General features: G+C 55.7%; 14 protein-coding genes. 1 reads left to right on the top strand and 13 read right to left on the bottom strand.

Features of this window, described 5'->3' with window-relative positions:
* Positions 1-80: 80 nt before the first annotated feature.
* On the top strand, positions 81-2,957 hold the full coding sequence (locus QLQ17_RS12800; protein ID WP_283209965.1) for an ATP-binding protein: 2,877 nt from the start codon (positions 81-83) through the stop codon (positions 2,955-2,957).
* Positions 2,958-2,968: 11 nt separating this feature from the next.
* On the opposite strand, the gene pdxJ is transcribed toward QLQ17_RS12800, so the two are convergent.
* From pdxJ to rpoE, 13 genes are all read right to left on the bottom strand, one after another.
* Positions 2,969-3,718, bottom strand: a complete 750-nt coding sequence (gene pdxJ / locus QLQ17_RS12805; RefSeq protein ID WP_283209966.1) for a pyridoxine 5'-phosphate synthase — start codon at positions 3,716-3,718, stop codon at positions 2,969-2,971.
* A gap of 1 nt (position 3,719) precedes the next feature.
* Positions 3,720-4,436 (bottom strand): DNA repair protein RecO, encoded by a 717-nt coding sequence (gene recO, locus QLQ17_RS12810; RefSeq protein WP_283209967.1) that lies wholly within the window; start codon positions 4,434-4,436, stop codon positions 3,720-3,722.
* A 10-nt stretch (positions 4,437-4,446) separates the two neighbouring features.
* Positions 4,447-5,364, bottom strand: a complete 918-nt coding sequence (gene era, locus QLQ17_RS12815) for a GTPase Era (protein WP_283209968.1) — start codon at positions 5,362-5,364, stop codon at positions 4,447-4,449.
* A gap of 11 nt (positions 5,365-5,375) precedes the next feature.
* A complete protein-coding gene (rnc, locus tag QLQ17_RS12820; protein ID WP_283209969.1) occupies positions 5,376-6,065 on the bottom strand; it encodes a ribonuclease III in 690 nt (229 codons plus the stop codon).
* Positions 6,062-6,451, bottom strand: a complete 390-nt coding sequence (locus QLQ17_RS12825) for a DUF4845 domain-containing protein (RefSeq protein WP_283209970.1) — start codon at positions 6,449-6,451, stop codon at positions 6,062-6,064. Before QLQ17_RS12825 ends, rnc begins: the two co-directional genes overlap by 4 nt.
* Positions 6,452-6,480: 29 nt before the next feature.
* Positions 6,481-7,287, bottom strand: a complete 807-nt coding sequence (gene lepB / locus QLQ17_RS12830) for a signal peptidase I (RefSeq protein WP_283209971.1) — start codon at positions 7,285-7,287, stop codon at positions 6,481-6,483.
* An 11-nt stretch (positions 7,288-7,298) separates the two neighbouring features.
* Positions 7,299-9,101 carry a translation elongation factor 4 gene (gene lepA, locus QLQ17_RS12835; protein ID WP_283209972.1) on the bottom strand — a complete coding sequence of 601 codons (1,803 nt, stop codon included), beginning with the start codon at positions 9,099-9,101 and terminating at the stop codon, positions 7,299-7,301.
* Positions 9,102-9,192: 91 nt separating this feature from the next.
* A complete protein-coding gene (locus tag QLQ17_RS12840) occupies positions 9,193-11,919 on the bottom strand; it encodes a bifunctional diguanylate cyclase/phosphodiesterase (protein WP_283209973.1) in 2,727 nt (908 codons plus the stop codon).
* A gap of 136 nt (positions 11,920-12,055) precedes the next feature.
* Positions 12,056-13,435 carry a DegQ family serine endoprotease gene (locus QLQ17_RS12845; RefSeq protein WP_283210167.1) on the bottom strand — a complete coding sequence of 460 codons (1,380 nt, stop codon included), beginning with the start codon at positions 13,433-13,435 and terminating at the stop codon, positions 12,056-12,058.
* 135 nt (positions 13,436-13,570) lie between these two features.
* Entirely contained in the window at positions 13,571-14,020 is a 450-nt protein-coding gene (locus QLQ17_RS12850) for a SoxR reducing system RseC family protein (RefSeq protein WP_283209974.1), read from the bottom strand.
* The gene (locus QLQ17_RS12855; RefSeq protein ID WP_283209975.1) at positions 14,017-15,003 is read right to left on the bottom strand and encodes a MucB/RseB C-terminal domain-containing protein; all 987 of its coding nucleotides are present in this window, start codon (positions 15,001-15,003) and stop codon (positions 14,017-14,019) included. Before QLQ17_RS12855 ends, QLQ17_RS12850 begins: the two co-directional genes overlap by 4 nt.
* Positions 15,003-15,536 (bottom strand): sigma-E factor negative regulatory protein, encoded by a 534-nt coding sequence (locus tag QLQ17_RS12860; protein WP_283209976.1) that lies wholly within the window; start codon positions 15,534-15,536, stop codon positions 15,003-15,005. The genes QLQ17_RS12855 and QLQ17_RS12860 overlap by 1 nt, the downstream gene beginning before the upstream one ends.
* Before the next feature lie 14 nt (positions 15,537-15,550).
* Positions 15,551-16,168 (bottom strand): RNA polymerase sigma factor RpoE, encoded by a 618-nt coding sequence (gene rpoE / locus QLQ17_RS12865; RefSeq protein WP_283210168.1) that lies wholly within the window; start codon positions 16,166-16,168, stop codon positions 15,551-15,553.
* Between the last annotated feature and the right edge of the window lie 24 nt (positions 16,169-16,192).

A 16,192-nucleotide genomic window follows, 5' to 3' on the forward strand; every position in this document is an offset into this window, starting at 1 on the left:
CACCATCATGCCAACTGGAATCAGCTATTCTGACAGGGAAGTGCGGCTGGATAGGGCAGCCGGAGAATCGGGAAAACACTATGCGACGCTGGGGCATTCGCAAGAAAGTATTGGTGGTGACACTTGTCCCCACACTTTTGACCACGCTGATGCTGGGTATGTTTTTTACCTACAGCTGGGTCAATAACATTGAAAGCTTGCTGCAGGATCGTGGCAAATCTCTCTCTCGTCAGCTGTCAGCTGGCGCCGAATATGGTCTGTTCACGGCCAACCGAAGCCTGTTAAGCAGCCTCTCCAACGCGCTGCTGGAAGAACAGGACGTCCGTTCCATTACTTTTTTTGACAGTGAAGGCAAGCGCCTGCTTCACACTGGTCCCGGCCGCTCGGATGACGTCAGGGAACAGGCACTGTCAAACCAGGAACCGGCACAGATTGCCAGGCCAAACAGCACCGTTTTCGCCACACCCGTTCACCTCCAGGATCTGATGATTGAAGGCCTGCTGGACCCGGAAGCCCGACAGTCCGTTGGCCAGGGCCAGAAGCCAATCGGCTGGGTGATGGTCGAAATGTCTCATATTCGCACTGAGAAAGAGACCTACAAGGCGTTGTTGATCTCGATGCTGCTGGTTCTCGGAGGCGTTCTCCTCAGCCTGGCCATTGCGTTGCGACTGAGCCGTGCCTTTACCGACCCGATATTCACCCTGAATTCGGCCGTGGCAAGGTTAAAAGAAGGCAAACTGGACACCCGCGTATATACTCGCGCTGGGCCTGAATTCGAACAGCTGGAATCCGGCCTGAACGACATGGCCAGTGAGCTCAGTACGGCCCAGGCTGAAATGCAGCAGAACATTGACCAGGCCACCGAAGACCTGCGGGAAACGCTGGAAACCATTGAAATTCAGAACATCGAGCTGGATTTTGCTCGCAAGGAAGCCCTGGAAGCCAGCCGGATTAAATCCGAATTTCTGGCCAACATGTCCCATGAAATTCGCACTCCACTGAACGGCATCATAGGCTTCACAGATCTTCTGTTGAAAAGCCGGCTGCCTCGCCAACAGCGCGACCACCTGAGTACCATCCGAAAGTCGTCTGAAATCTTGCTGACCATCATCAACGACATTCTGGATTTCTCCAAGATTGAAGCCGGCAAGCTGATTCTTGACCGCATCCCGTTCCAGCTGCGGGATATTGTCGAAGAAGTCATGGTAATGCTGGCACCGGCTGCCCACAGCAAGAACCTGGATCTGGTACCGCTGGTGTATGACGATGTACCGGATAACATGATGGGCGACCCGTTGCGGGTAAAACAGGTCATTACCAATCTCGTTAACAATGCCATCAAGTTCACCCAGACCGGTGAAGTCGTGCTCCGCGCCAGCCTGGAGGCCGAAGCGCCAGAGTCCAACCGAATAACGCTGCGCCTGAGCATTTCAGATTCCGGCGTTGGGCTATCCCGCGCTCAACAGCAATCACTGTTTAACGCCTTCAGCCAGGCGGACGCATCAACCGCCCGACAGTACGGCGGCACAGGCCTCGGACTGGCGATTTCGAAGCGCCTTGTCGAGGAGATGGGCGGCGCGATTGGTCTTGAAAGCGAACTCGGCAAAGGCTCCACGTTCTGGTTCACGCTCAACGCCGAACTGTCGTCTGGCGAGCCTGGCGACCCCAGAGACTCTCTGCGCGGAGAACGGGTCATCTATCTAGAGCACCAGAAAACCACCGGTCTGGCGGTTGAAAACCTTTTGCGCGGCTGGGGTGTCACTGTTGACCGCGTCTCTTCCCCTGGTGCACTGCAGGAACAGGTAGAGGAAGCCCAAAAAGAACAGGCGGGCTATGCGCTGGCCATTATAGGGATCACTCGTCATCTGTTGAATTCCAGCCAGTACTGCAACATGGTGCGCTCCCTGGAACTGGAGCGCGACTGTCGTACCCTGCTGCTGACGCCAACCCTGGAAGCGCATGATACGCCTCTGTCCGGCGCTTCGAGTGGCCACCTCACGAAACCGATCTGTCGTGATTCACTTTACAACGAGTTGTTACTGCTGATTCATGGCATCACGCAAAATGAACCAGCCCTGACCGACTTTGGCTATGAGCCATCGCAATCCGTTCGCTCCACCCAGGCCCCCAGAATTCTGGCAGTTGACGACAACGAGGCAAACCTCAAACTGGTCATGACGCTGCTGACCGACTGCAAAGTCGAGGCCGAAAGTGCCAGCAGCGGATTTGAAGCCCTGAGTAAAGCGCGTCAGAAACCTTTTGACCTGGTATTCATGGACCTTCAGATGCCAGGTATGGATGGCGTAGAAACGACAGAACGGCTACGGGAAGTTGACGGAAACAATCATCGCACCCCCGTTATCGCACTGACTGCCCATGCCCTGGCCGACGAACAGGAGCGCCTGACCCGACAGGGATTCGATGGTTATCTCCCCAAACCCATCAGCAACACTCAGTTGGAACAGACCATACAACAATACACCGGCTTCGCCTGTCAGCCGGAAGAACGCAGTCGAACAACCGCACTGCCCGACCAGTCAGAGCCCCGCCGAACCGTGCGCCCTTCAACCAGAACAAAGCACAAAGACTGCGTCAGCGTGACTGAGAGCATTCAACTTGCGGCTGGAAAAGCAGATCTGGCGGAAGAGCTGTTCAGCATGCTGGTCGAGCAGTTGAGTACCGATATGCGCCGAATAGAGAACCTCTGGTCTCAGGGTGATCAGGCGGAATTGCTAGAGTGTGTTCACAAGCTCCACGGCGCCACCCGCTACTGCGGAGTGCCAGAGCTTCGTGCGGCTGCCAACCAGTTCGAAACGGCCCTGAAAAAGGCATCGGCAGATCAGGAATATCAGAAAGATCAGCTGCTGGCAGCGATGGAACGCTTGCTGATCTGGAGCGAGCAGACTGACTGGCAACCCTTATTCCGTGGCCAGTCGGCGGAAGAAACCGCCAACTGACGCCCGAAAGATCAGCGGCTTGCGCGGTAGAGAATCTCTTTCATATCTCTGACGGCTTCTTTCAAACCGACAAAAACCGCCCGCGCCACAATGGCGTGACCAATGTTCAGCTCGTTAATACCCGGAATGGCCGCCACCTGTTCGGTATTGTGATAATGCAGGCCATGCCCCGCATTCACTACCAGTCCTTTTTTACGAGCGTAATCCACCGCTCTGGCAATTCGGTCGAAGGCTTCTTTCTCTGCTTCGGGTGAGCCTGCATCGGCATACTCACCTGTATGAAGCTCAACGACCGGGGCGCCACATCGGACCGCCGCGTCAATCTGGGCGGCATCAGGATCTATGAACAGGGACACTTCGGCACCGATTCGCGCCAGTCTTTCACAGGCTTTCGCCACTCTGGCTTCCTGACCGTCAACGTCCAGCCCACCTTCGGTGGTCAGTTCCTCACGTTTTTCGGGCACCAGGCATACGCATTCCGGGCGCACCTGCTCGGCAAAAAACACCATGGCATCGGTGACGGCCATCTCCAGATTCATTTTCGTATTCAGGGTTTCTTTGAGCAGAAATACGTCCCTGTCCTGAATGTGACGACGATCTTCTCGCGGATGAATCGTTATTCCATCCGCCCCAGCCTCCTCAGCCATCAACGCTGCCTGAACCGGATCGGGATAACGGGTACCGCGGGCCTGACGAAGCGTGGCTACGTGATCGATATTGACACCGAGCAGCACTCGGGAGCGGTTTGAATGTGCAGTCATGTCAGTTTCCTCGGTGGCTGGTAAATAAGCGGCGGCTGTTCAATTCACGACCCTGTAATAGAAAATCGACAAGAACCCGGGTAACACGTTTCGCAACGCGGCGACACTCTGCGGATTCCAGATCTCCCTCAGCGAGCGCGATCAGGGTCTGGCCTGAAAGGCCCTGCAGTCTCGCCGTCTCTGAACCATTGGCCAGTATCCCCTGCCCCGGATCGTAATAATACTGCCTGTCTGCCACAACCGGTTCACCGGTATCGGTGGTCTGGTTCCAGGAAAAGCTGTAGCCCAACTCAGCGGCAAAAGCCTTTTCAAAACGGCGCAGGACTGGTTCTACATCGGAAGCCTCAGACAGTTCCTGAAGAAGATCGATATAAGCGGCGAAGAGACGGGGGTTCGGGTCTGCCAGCGGCAGGGTGCGCTGAAGCAGTTCATTAACGTATAGCCCACTATACAGGGCCCGTGTTTTCGTCAGAGAGGGGCCGGGTCGCACATCGGTCTGGGTCAGGGTTTTCAACTCTCCCCGCCCGGTCCAGTCCAGAATCAGCGGTTGAAACGGTTGAAGCTGGGCCTTGAGCGGGCTTTTGGCAGAATTCGCGCCACGGGCAACGACCGTGACGCGACCAGAGTTCAGAGTGAACAGATCTACCATGAGGCTGGTTTCGCGGTAGGGCCTGCGATGGAGAACATAAGCGGGTTCCTGTTGCTCTCGCCCCTTCATAGTTATTCCACTAAAAGTCGTTCATGCCCAGACTCTTCAGCGCCCGGTCACTGTCGGCCCAACCGCGTTTTACCTTGACCCAAAGGCGAAGCATCACTTTGCTATCAAACAGCCGTTCCATATCCACGCGGGCTTCCTGGCCAATGCGTCGTAATCGCTCGCCTTTGTCGCCGATGATGATCTTCTTCTGGCCCTCACGTTCAACCAGGATCAACGCGGATATGTGCAGAGTCTTTCCGTCCTGCTTGAACTCTTCAATCTCAACTGCCACGGAATAGGGCAATTCTGCGCCCAATTGCCGAGTGATTTTCTCCCGGACCATTTCCGACGCCATAAAGCGCTCACTGCGATCCGTAATCTGATCATCCGGATAGAAATGGACGCTTTCCGGCAAGAAGCCTGCGACGGCTTCTTCCAACGGAGCCAGATTCATCTCTTTCAACGCAGACAAAGGAATGATCTCGGCGAAATCGCGTTTGCGGGACAGCATTTCCAGATGCGGCAGCAGGGCCTCTCGATTCTCGATCCGGTCAACTTTGTTCACCGCCAGAATGACCGGACAGGTCAGGCTGCTGAGTTTCTCCAGAACCATTTCGTCGGCAGTGGTCCAGGCCATCTGATCCACTACAAATACAACCACGTCGACGCCTTTGAGCGCTGAGGACGCCGCTTTGTTCATGTAGCGGTTGAGCGCGCGAGGCTCTTCCTCGTGCATACCAGGCGTGTCGACATAGATGGCCTGGGAAAGCCCGACGGTCTTTATCCCGAGCACCTGATGCCGGGTCGTCTGAGGCTTGCGCGACGTAATGCTGAGCTTCTGGCCGAGGATGTGATTCAACAGCGTTGACTTGCCCACATTCGGGCGGCCGACGATGGCCACAAAGCCGCATCGGCTGTCCGGGTTTTCCGGACGAGTGATGTCATTCATTGATTTGTCCTTCACTCTGTCTCCACGCCCAGTTCTTTCAGGGCGTTGCGAGCCGCTTGCTGTTCGGCGATGCGCCGGCTGCTGCCAATTCCGGACGTTTTACGGTCAAGAGAGGGCAATGCGCACGACACGTGAAACGTTTGCGCATGGGCTTCACCATCTACCGAGATGACGTCGTAAAGCGGCAGTGGGAACTGACGGGACTGCAGATATTCCTGCAGCCGGGTTTTGGGATCCTTCTGAGTATCCTGCAGATCGAGTTTTTTCAACCGAGCATCAAACCAACGCAAAATCTGCTCGCGGCAGGTGTCCAGGTCGCTGTCCAGATAGATCGCCCCGATCACCGATTCCACGGCATCTGCCAGAATGGAATCGCGGCGGAATCCGCCACTTTTCAGCTCACCGGAGCCGAGCCTGAGATATTTGCCCAATTCAAACTCGCGCCCAATTTCAGCGAGAGTCACGCCCTTAACCATTCTGGCACGAAGACGGCTTAGCTGCCCTTCACGGGCTTTCTCGAAGTGCTTGTACAAATAATCGGCGATAACCATATTCACGATCGAGTCGCCAAGAAACTCCAGACGCTCGTTGTTCTGGTTACCGTAACTGCGGTGGGTCAGCGCCAGCAGCAGGCGCTCCGGTACATTAAAGTGGTATCCAAGTCGCTGCTGAAGCTGATCAAGATCGGGTTGGGGACTCACTTGCCAGTCATCTCATACTCGTGCTTGAAGTGGATTATGGTGTCGACATTACGAAACAGATTATTGCGCACCTCATATTCCACTTTAATCAGGGCAGTATTGCCGCTCTTCTCAACAGTGATATCTTCCGCTTTCAGGCTGCGCACGTTATTCACGATCAGGCGCTTATTGATCAGCGACCGAATCTGCGCAGGCCCCATGTTGGAAAGCCCCTCTGTTCCATCGATGCTGGCCACGGCTTCGCTGATGGTTTTGTCGTCGACATAGGCCGGGCCCAATTTGATACCCAGCGTCAGCAGGCCACCAAAAAACAGAACCATGATCATGATCGTCAGCGCTGATGCACCCGTTTGTCTGGTCATGGAAGAAAGGCTGTTTTGCTTCATGTTCGGTACACCCTTGAAAGTCACCACAGTTAATCGATGCTGCCTACTCGGTCAAAGGATGGCAGACTGGTGAGCGATTTCCAGTGCATCCAGATGGCAAACGCCCTACCCACCACCATCTCGTCCGGCACCATGCCCCAGTAGCGACTGTCGTTGCTGTTGTCACGGTTGTCGCCCATCACGAAATATTCATCTTCACCAACAACCCATTCACCTTCTCCATTGTTGCCCGTGCGGCCCATGGTGTGGAAGATCAGGTGCTCAACGTCGCCAATTTGCTCCCGCAGCATTTCCACCGGAGGCAGCCGGGCGACAAAGGTTGAATCAACCGGCTCACCGTTCAGATAGAGCTGATGATCCTGATAGCGAATACGGTCGCCGGGCACACCAACCACACGCTTGATGTAATTCGTGCTGCCATCTTCGGGAAAGCGGAACACCATTACATCTCCCCGCTGTGGATCGTCCACCTCAAGGATTTTGGTGCCGGCCACCGGTAAGCGAAGGCCGTAAGCGTATTTGTTTACCAGAATGAAATCGCCGACTTCCAGCGTGGGCAGCATGGAGCCGGAGGGGATCTGGAATGGCTCTACCAGGAACGAACGCAACACCAGAACGATGGCCAGTACCGGGAAAAACGAACGGCTTAGCTCAACTAGGTAAGGCTCTTTTGTGTCGCCCTCGTCTTTAGCATCTTCAGAGACTCCGCTGGCTGCATTTGCGTCGTTATCGGCGGCAGGCTGTCGCCGCTTGCGAAGCACCAGAATATCCAGCAGCCAGATCAAGCCGGTACCGAACGTCAGAACAACCAGTACCAGCGGAAAATTGATGTCCATTCAGAGGCCTTTTAGTTATCCACTTTCAGTACGGCAAGGAACGCTTCCTGCGGCACTTCAACATTACCCAACTGCTTCATGCGCTTTTTACCTTCCTTCTGCTTCTGCAGCAGCTTTTTCTTACGGCTGACGTCGCCGCCGTAACACTTGGCGGTCACGTTTTTGCGCAGCGCCTTCACCGTCACGCGGGCGACCACCTGATTGCCAATGGCGGCCTGAATGGCAATGTCGAACATCTGGCGCGGAATCAGCTCTTTCATCTTGTCGATCAGCGCGCGGCCACGATGATGAGACTGCTCCTTGTGAACGATCAACGCGAGGGCATCCACCCGTTCGCCGTTAATCAGCACATCCAGACGCACCAGGTTGGCAGTCTGGAACCGCACGAAGTGATAGTCGAGGGATGCGAAGCCACGGCTGGCCGACTTGATACGGTCAAAGAAATCCAGAACGACCTCCGCCATCGGGAGCTCATAGGTGACCTGTACCTGCGTCGACAGGAAGTGCATGTTCTTCTGCACACCACGCTTTTCTTCACACAGGGCAATGACGTTGCCCAGATGTTCCTGGGGTACCAGGATGTTGGCTTCAACAATGGGCTCTCGCATTTCCTCAATAGAGCCAATATCCGGCAGACTGGAAGGATTGTCTACCGAGAGCGTCTCACCCTGTTTGGTCACCACCTCATAAATTACCGTCGGCGCCGTGGTGATCAGGTCAATATCGTATTCCCGCTCCAGGCGTTCCTGGATGATTTCCATGTGCAACATGCCCAGGAAACCGCACCGGAAACCAAAGCCCAGGGCGTCCGAACTCTCGGGTTCAAAGAACAATGAGGCATCGTTGAGGGTCAGCTTGTCCAGCGCATCCCGGAAATCGTTGTAATCGTCAGAGCTGACCGGGAACAGGCCCGCGTAGACCTGCGGCTTGACCTTCTTGAAGCCGGGAAGCCGGGGAATGGTTTCCCAATCTTTCTGCTGCACGATGGTGTCACCCACTGGCGCGCCATGAATATCCTTGATGCCAGCAATGACGAAGCCCACTTCGCCGGCATGCAGTTCGCCGGTTTCTGTGGGCTTAGGCGTGAAAATGCCGACCTTGTCCGCCTGCCAGCCTTTCTGGGTCGACTTGATAACGATTTTGTCGCCCTTCTTTAGCGTGCCCTGAGTTACCCGGACCAGCGACACCACCCCGAGATAATTGTCGAACCAGGAGTCAATGATCAGGCACTGAAGGGGGGCATCCACCTCGCCCTTGGGCGGTGGAATACGGCGAATCAGATCTTCCAGAACATCTTCCACGCCCATGCCGCTCTTGGCGCTGCATCGCACAGCATCCGTCGCTTCGATACCAATGATGTCTTCGATTTCCTGAGCCACCCGATCCGGCTCGGCCTGGGGCAGGTCCATCTTGTTCAGTACGGGCACCACTTCCAGCCCCTGCTCGATGGCGGTGTAACAGTTGGCCACCGATTGGGCTTCCACGCCCTGACCAGCGTCCACCACCAGCAGCGCGCCCTCGCAGGCGTACAATGAGCGCGACACTTCGTAGGAAAAGTCCACGTGACCCGGGGTGTCGATGAAATTGAGCTTGTACTCATGCCCGTCTTTTGCGGTGTATCGCAGCGTCACGCTCTGGGCCTTGATGGTGATGCCACGTTCCCGCTCCAGGTCCATGGAATCAAGGACCTGCTCCGCCATTTCACGATCGGTCAATCCACCGCAGATCTGGATAAACCGGTCGGCCAGCGTGGATTTTCCGTGGTCAATGTGGGCAATGATCGAGAAGTTACGAATTCGGCTCAGTTCAGTCACAGACAAAGGCTACTCAAAATAGAACGAAGGATTGGGCCAGGAGGGCCAACAACGGCGTGATTTTACCGGTATAAGGGCCGTATTGCTATGATCAGGAAATAAGCGGGCTTTCGTACTGCCTGATCAGGAAGCCAATGAGTGCATCTTCGTCCAATGGATAACTGAACAGATTACCCTGACACTGGGCGCAACCGGCACTGTGGAGGAACTCCAGCTGCTGCGGTGTCTCGACGCCTTCGGCGACAACCGTCAGGTGCAGTTTGCGAGCCAGCGCGATGACCGCAGAGGCAACGTCCGTTGAACTCACGTTGTAGGGAATGTCCCGAATGAAGCGATGGTCGATCTTGATCACATCCAGAGGCAGTTGTTGCAAAGACACCAGGGAACACGCACCGGTACCGAAATCGTCCAGTATCAGGCACACACCCATATCGTGCAGGGACACCAACAAATCATGAACCTGCCGCTCATCTTCATTCAACAGCTCTGCCGGCATTTCCAGCTCCAGCTGCTCCGGAGAGACACCCGTTTCTGTAATGACTTGCCGAACCATGTCCAGGAATCCAGCGTCCATCAACTGTCGAACCGACATGTTGACGGCCATTCGCAGTGACTCAAAGCCTGCACGCTCAAGAGCCTGGACCTGAATACAGGCCTGCCGTAGAGCCAGCTCTCCCAACCGGATAATCAGCCCGGTTTCCTCGGCCAGATTGATGAACTGCTGAGCATTCATCAATCCCTTTTCAGGGTGATGCCAGCGCAAAAAGGCTTCCACACCAATAACCCGCTGGGTTTCAAGCTGAACCTTCGGCTGGTAATGGAGCACGAAACGGTCTTCATCCAGTGCCGTCGCCAGTTCTTCCTGCTGAATCAGACGCCTTGCGGCCTGTGCATTCATGGCTGGGGTGAAGAACTGATAGGCATTGCGACCCATCTCCTTGGCCCGATACATGGCCAGATCTGCGTACTTCATCAAAGTACCGGTGTCCTCACTGTCATCGGGAATCATGGTGATCCCGATACTGACAGTCACACCCACTTCATGATCATTCAGCCGCACTCGCTGGCAAAGTCTGCGCAGTATGGTTTCTGCTACTTTTCCTGCTGCATCCGGGTTACTGATCCGCGATAACAGAACCACAAATTCGTCACCACCCAGCCGGGCGACCGAATCATCTTCCCTCACGCAACCCAACAACCATTGGGCCACCTGCTTCAGAAGTTCGTCGCCAGCATCGTGGCCCAGGGTGTCATTGATACGCTTGAACCCATCAAGGTCGAGAAACATCAGCGCAGCTGATTCCTGGTTGCGCTTGGTGCGATGCACCACATGATTGAGGCGGTCCCGGAATAGCTGGCGGTTGGCAAGGCCGGTAAGCGGGTCATAAAACGCCAGACGATGAAGCTCTGTTTCCGCCGCTTTCAACTGCGTCAGATCGCGCAGGCTCAGCACGACGCCTCGCACACCCGGCACTTTCAGCATGGAGGTAAAGGTGCCCTCCATGTGATGCCAATTGCCGGATGCATCACGCACCCGGATCTGTATCGATGGCAATTGCTTTCCTGGCAGTTGCTTGGCTTCCTGGAAACAGGCTTTCAGGGATGGCCAGTCATCTTCGTGCACATGCGGCTTGAGCTCTAGCTCGCCAACTCGCTCGTGATCAAATCCGAGAATATCCCGGCTCGAGGGGCTGGCATACTGGGGCAAGCCGTGTTTATCGAGCACCAGAGTCACGCTTGCGGCCCCCTCGGTGATCGCTCGGTAACGGCCGGCGCTGGTCTGGGCCATAATTCGTCCGCGCGTCAGAGTAAGAGCAAAAGCAAACAGCAACAGGCTGATCACAATGCCGGACCCCAGAACAATAGGCGGGCGCGGATCGGCAGCCAGGAAGTCAAAGGCTGGCGTTGAACGCGTTAACAGTAACCAGTCGCGGCCACCGTGGGAAATGGTCTGACTCATTTCAAAGCTGAATTGTTCATCCAGCGAGCCAAGATTCGAGCCGTACATCAGAGCATCCCTGGATATCTCGCCGTCGTCGTAGATCTTCACATCCAGGAAGGGTGAAATCAGGCCCACGATACCGTCCAGCAGGGTGTTCATTCGAAACGCACTGAAAACATAACCGGAAAGCGTCATCTGGCGCTCAATCCGGCTTTCCGGCACGACACCGCCTTGATAAACGGGATAGTACATCAGGAAACTGGCCTGATCTTCAGCAACCTCTTCCTGAACCAGCACGACCTTACCGGTCACCTTGGGTTGGGCGCTGTTTCTGGCGGCGACCATGGCAGTGCGATGGACTGGATCGCTAAAAGGATCGTATCCCAGGGCTTTCCGATTGCGATCAGTGCCTGGCTCCAGGTACACCATGGGGTAGTAATCTGGGCCGCTTCCAAGAGGGGTGACCAGATAATTCAGAATGCCATCACGGCGGGTGGAGGCAATGTGATCTGCCATTTGCCGCACGCCCACCCTTTTGACATAGCCAATGCCCTGAATGCCCGGATAGTAGCGATTGATATCAACCTTCGCGATGTATTCCTGCCATTCATCACGGCTGACTTCACCCGCAACAGCAAACAGGCCAGCACTGCCGGCCAGCACCTGCTCATAATTCAGGAGGCGCTCATCGATCGCAGTTTTAAGTTGGAGTGACTGGTTTTTAAAACGGGCTTCGGTACGATCTTCGACCAGGCGGATGGACAGCTCCCACAGCATGAGAGTGATGATCAGAGCGGCAATCAAAAGCAGCCAGGCAACCCAAGAATAACGGGGCCTGAGAAGTGTCCGCAGAGGCAAATCCTTTCTGTTCATCATGACTGCTGTGTCCGTTCCCTGAACCTGATCTTGTAATCTGAGCAGTATAACAAAAGCCCCCAGAGCTGTCGTTTACCACGACGACCCTGAGGGCTTGTGAAGAAGACACTGGTGTTCCAGTGTTTCTGAGAGGATGTTAAGGCTTCATCACCAGATAGATAGCCCTGCCTTGACGAACCACCCGAACAGAAACCGCATTGCCATCCGGCAATGAGTCCACGGCCTCGCGGAAATCCTCCACCGAACTCACCTTGCGACGATTGATCTCTGTAATCACATCATCGGGACGGATACCCGCGTCGCGGGCTGCACCACCCGCCACATTGGTCACCAGAACCCCACCTGAGGACAGGTTCCAGGAATCCGCGAGCTCGGCAGGCAGCGGCTCAATGGTCAAACCCAGTGGCGCCGACGACGGATCACTATTGCCATTTGCAGGCGCCCGTGCGCGGGCCTGGCCTTCTTCCGGCAAGCGTCCAATCTCGACATCAACCGAAATCACATCGCCGCCGCGCATCACTCGCAGAGAAGCGGTCTCACCGACCGGGGTGCGTCCGACCATAGGCGGCAAATCAGAAGACAGCTCGACTTCGTCGCCGTCATACGCCAAGACAATATCACCGGCTTGCAGCCCTGCTTCCTGTGCAGGCGAATCGGACATTACTTCGGCCACCAGCGCCCCGCGAGGACGCTCAAGGCCAAAGGATTCGGCCAGGTCGCGGTTCACTTCCTGGATCAGCACACCCAACCAGCCACGGGACACCGATCCGTCGTCCCTCAGCTGACGAAACACATTCATGGCGTCGTCGATGGGAATGGCAAAAGACACGCCCATGAAACCGCCGGAACGGGTATAGATCTGCGAGTTTATGCCGATGACTTCTCCGTCCAGATTGAACAGGGGCCCACCCGAGTTGCCGGGGTTAATGGCGACATCCGTCTGGATAAACGGTACATAGTTCTCTGACGGCAGCGATCGACCAAGGGCACTGACAATGCCCGCCGTTACCGTGTAGTCAAAACCAAATGGCGAACCAATCGCCAGCACCCATTCGCCCACTTTAAGGTCTTTCGAACGGCCGATCTTTACCACCGGCAGGTCATCACCATCCTCGATTTTCAGGACGGCCATGTCAGAACGAGGGTCAGTACCGACCAGTCGAGCGGGAAGCTCACGGCGATCGTTTAAACGAACAATGATTTCGTCAGCGCCTTCAACCACGTGGTTGTTGGTCAGAACATAACCATCTCTGGAAACGATGAACCCAGACCCCATGGACTGTCGAGGCTCCTGGCGACCGGGCCCCCCACCGCCAAACGGTGATTGCGGCCCTCGGAAAAAGTCCTGGAAAAACTCCGGCAGTTGCTCGAACTGCCGCTCATTAAACGGGCTACCATGCGCACCGGCAGCTTTGCGCTCAGTACTGGTACTGATGTTGACCACCGCATCGGAATTGTCTTCAACCAATTCAGTGAAATCAGGCAGATTTCGTGCCGAGGCGGTCTGGGCAGCCATGAAAAAAACGAGGGCCAGCAAAATACCAGACTGGCGGAAGGGATTGATCTTGTGCATTCCGGACTCCCGTTAAGCGATACTTCGATGCTTTATTGTGCGGGCATATGCCAGTTTTTCAACGATCTTACTAAAGCTTCATCTTTGCAGGCCGGAGGCCGAAGGCAGGATTTTAATGAGCGTGGGTTCGTAGCGGTGTCCGGGACGTGACTGAATTCTGCGAGCCAGTGCGAAGCCTCCTCCGAGGCCCGCCAGAGCACCAATGATTGCGCCCATATCCTGAGCAGGTAACCACTGCTGCCCCACCACCGCACCGAGTACCATTAACAGTAGCGGCACCGCATAGACCAGTAGCGACGCCGTAAGCAGTGCAGATTCTTCAATGGCCACCGCCACCTCATCACCGACCTGCGCTCCGAGGTGATTGGTGACCAGTATCTGGTTCGCCCGGCCATTGGATGCACTGGCCAGGACTCTCTGGCCGCAACCACTGCGAGCGGAACAGGACTCACAGGCACTCGATCGAATCGTCCGTACCCACACTTGATCCCCCGTTACTGCAATCACTTTGCCCTGCTCGGTAATCATGGCAGGTTGGCTCCGAGCATTCGGGAATCGTCAACCTCAACGGAGTTCGCCACTTTGACAACAGTCTCCAGCGGTATTTCGCCAACGACCGTCACCAGGAAATCCCCCGACGCCAGTTCAAGGCGTTTCATATAAACCGTTGTGGCGCCTATCCGTGACGTACCTGAAGGCATCTCTAAGCCAGAGGCAGATTCAACAAACACCGAAAAAGACGCCAGCCCATCAGAAAACGCAACCGCTCCTCCGGCGCCGGAGCTGGGCGCAGCCGCAGGCTCAAAGCCCTGGGGCTTCCAGCCCAGGCTCCAGCCTTCCATGGTGGATGGCGCCGGTGCCTCACTTCTGGGAGAAAGAGTGCGAGATATTTCCCGGCCTTCGGTGCGAATCATGAATTCCTGATCCGACAATTGATCACTGATCGTCAGGCTGGTGAAGTGGAAATATTCCAGCACCTCGCCAGACGAGGATATGACCTTACCCTTCAGTGGCAGCCCGGTTGACCGCTCCAGCCAGAGGCGGTGACTGTAGCGCAGATCGTCTTTTGCATTCATCGTCAGACGAACCACATCATGCCCGGCTATCCGGTCGTCACCGCTCATTTCCGGCCGGTACCATCGATCCACGGGAACCAGTTGATTGGCAAAGGCTTCTGCAAATGGGCCGGAGGGAATGACATTGGTCAATTCCATACGCCCATGTTTTGGCAACACGCAAATCACTTCCATACCTTTGCGGACAATCTCACCGGCTTCGCCGTCTTGCATGACCAGCCGTTCTTCAACCATCCCGTTACGAAAACGATGGGCAATCTGCATGGAACTGACCTGATCGCCACGGGCGTAGACGAAGACGCCCCGATAGGACGTTTTGGTCAAGGCAGGAACCAGCTTCTCGAGCCAATACCCCGGATCCTCGAAATTCTGCTCTTCGGCCAGGCTCGATGACGCCAGGGTACAGAGCACAATCAGACAGGCCGCCCGAAACATCAGTATCCGGCTCCGGAAGCGCTGACGGCGCGCGCATAACCCATGGAAGCATGGCCGGTGCCAACGCTGTTGTGTTGCGCATGCTGAAGTAAATAACGACTCAACTGCTCCCTCTGCTGTTCATCCAGACCGTTAAGAGGCAGCTCCGGAATACCCGCAGAGGCAGCTTGCTCTGTCGGTAAAGTTTCAGTGGCGGAATCCCAACCTGTCCCAGCCCCGAAACCCACGGCCAGAGCGAGCGCAACGGTGGCAACCGCAGACCATTGCAACTTCCTGCGCGCGGGCGACGACATGCCAGCCTGCGGGTCAGCCACTCTGACATGGCCGTCCAGCAGGTCACGCACTCCCTCAGAGACATCGACAGAATCGACGGTGGGATGGCCTCGCTGAATCAGATCTCGCATCTGCTGCCATCGATGAAACTGGCCGCGCACTTCATCCTGATTTTCATGGGACAGAAGCCGTCGGACGGACAGTTCATCCGCTTCATCATCCATCATTGCTGACAGGGTTTCTTTCAGACGATCATCCATAGGATGCAACCTCATTAAGTCCGCGCGTCATTCAGTAACGGGCCAAGATGCCGATCCACCGACTCTCGCGCCCTGAAAATTCGTGAACGGACTGTGCCAATCGGACATTCGAGAATGCCCGCAATGTCCTCATAACTCAGTCCATCGTATTCCCGCAGCAGGAACGCCGATCTCAGTTCTTCTGGCAGCGCTGCGATGGCAGATTCCAATTCAATCTGCAGCTGGTCTCGGTGCAGTAGCCGGTCGGGCGAAGCATTATCACGCAAACGGAACCCATCTTCGAAGTTTTCCGCGTCAGATGCATCTACGCCGCTCTGGGGTCGGCGGGCCCGGGACTCGAGATAATTCTTCGCCGTGTTTACAGCAATTCGGTACAGCCAGGTGTAAAACGCACTGTCTCCCCGAAAACGGTCAATCGCCCGAAACGCTTTGACAAACGTCTCTTGGGCCAGGTCCATGACCTCCTGGTGATCGTAAACATAGCGCCCTATGATAGAGGCAACACGGGATTGATATTTCACCACCAGAAGGTCGAATGCGGAGCGATCCCCATTGCGGACTTTTCTGACCAGCTGAAGATCCGTCTGGCTCTCGCTATGGTCATCTCTGTGTCGTTCTGAATCCGCAGTCATGGACGTGGAAACCAGCTTCTGAGA

The sequence above is a fragment of the Marinobacter sp. CHS3-4 genome, assembly GCF_030053415.1.
In the GTDB taxonomy this organism is placed as follows: Bacteria; Pseudomonadota; Gammaproteobacteria; order Pseudomonadales; family Oleiphilaceae; genus Marinobacter.

What these genes read in the sequence shown, in the direction of transcription:
- era (WP_283209968.1), bottom strand. Translation starts at nt 5,364, where the DNA reads ATGAATGACATCACTCGTCCGGAAAACCCGGACAGCCGATGCGGCTTT.
- QLQ17_RS12845 (WP_283210167.1), bottom strand. Translation starts at nt 13,435, where the DNA reads ATGGCTGCCCAGACCGCCTCGGCACGAAATCTGCCTGATTTCACTGAA.
- QLQ17_RS12855 (WP_283209975.1), bottom strand. Translation starts at nt 15,003, where the DNA reads ATGTTTCGGGCGGCCTGTCTGATTGTGCTCTGTACCCTGGCGTCATCG.
- QLQ17_RS12800 (WP_283209965.1), top strand. Translation starts at nt 81, where the DNA reads ATGCGACGCTGGGGCATTCGCAAGAAAGTATTGGTGGTGACACTTGTC.
- lepB (WP_283209971.1), bottom strand. Translation starts at nt 7,287, where the DNA reads ATGGACATCAATTTTCCGCTGGTACTGGTTGTTCTGACGTTCGGTACC.
- QLQ17_RS12860 (WP_283209976.1), bottom strand. Translation starts at nt 15,536, where the DNA reads ATGGATGATCGTCTGAAAGAAACCCTGTCAGCAATGATGGATGATGAA.
- rpoE (WP_283210168.1), bottom strand. Translation starts at nt 16,168, where the DNA reads ATGACTGCGGATTCAGAACGACACAGAGATGACCATAGCGAGAGCCAG.
- QLQ17_RS12850 (WP_283209974.1), bottom strand. Translation starts at nt 14,020, where the DNA reads ATGATTACCGAGCAGGGCAAAGTGATTGCAGTAACGGGGGATCAAGTG.
- QLQ17_RS12825 (WP_283209970.1), bottom strand. Translation starts at nt 6,451, where the DNA reads ATGAAGCAAAACAGCCTTTCTTCCATGACCAGACAAACGGGTGCATCA.
- recO (WP_283209967.1), bottom strand. Translation starts at nt 4,436, where the DNA reads ATGAAGGGGCGAGAGCAACAGGAACCCGCTTATGTTCTCCATCGCAGG.
- QLQ17_RS12840 (WP_283209973.1), bottom strand. Translation starts at nt 11,919, where the DNA reads ATGATGAACAGAAAGGATTTGCCTCTGCGGACACTTCTCAGGCCCCGT.
- pdxJ (WP_283209966.1), bottom strand. Translation starts at nt 3,718, where the DNA reads ATGACTGCACATTCAAACCGCTCCCGAGTGCTGCTCGGTGTCAATATC.